This is a genomic window from Vibrio sp. OPT46 (genome assembly GCF_015163535.1).
In the GTDB taxonomy this organism is placed as follows: Bacteria; Pseudomonadota; Gammaproteobacteria; order Enterobacterales; family Vibrionaceae; genus Vibrio; species Vibrio alginolyticus.
On record NZ_JADDYG010000756.1, the window covers coordinates 1 to 638 of the forward strand.

Below are 638 nucleotides of genomic sequence, written 5' to 3' on the forward strand. Positions count from 1 at the left end.
TTGAGCGGTCGCTCAATATAAAATTGAGCATATGTTCAAAATTGATAATTGCTCATGGCGAATACAAAGAAATTCCAACGTGATGAAGTGGTGAAAGCCGCCTCGGATCTATTCTGGAAGAAAGGTTTTCATGCAACATCTACACGTGATTTGCAAGATAGCGTTAATCTGCGTCCTGGAAGTATCTATGCGACGTTTGGGTCAAAAGAGGGGCTATATTGTGAAGCGCTAAAAATGTACGTTGCGAACTTACAAGCCCTGTTTGAGTTGCATTTAGCTCAGAACACAACGGTTCTAGATGCAATAGAAGCTTTCGCGATTGATGTGGTTATCAATCAGCGAGACTCCAATCCCAGTGAAGTGTGCATGTTAGTCAAATCAGCAAGTGAATTTGCTGAGGATTTTAATGCGCTGCGCAATCAAACAAACAGCTTAGCAAACCAATTTGAATCTTTTCTTGCAAAGCTGTTTGAGCGAGCAATCGAGAATGGCGAAATTGAAGCCCAGGATACATTGCTTCTTGCTCAGTTGTTCCAGGTTCAGTTTACGGGTATACGAGCCTACTCATACCGCAGTGATGATGAAACCTTAAAGACGTTGATCTCTATTATGGTGAACAGCTTCCGCGGTAACGTACC

The 638-nt window shown here is 42.5% G+C and carries 1 protein-coding gene; it reads left to right on the forward strand.

Annotation, left to right across the window (positions count from 1 at the left end; all coding sequences use genetic code 11):
• Positions 1-54: 54 nt before the first annotated feature.
• A partial coding sequence (locus IQR33_RS26775; protein WP_193844214.1) for a TetR/AcrR family transcriptional regulator occupies positions 55-638 on the forward strand: 584 nt, incomplete at its 3' end.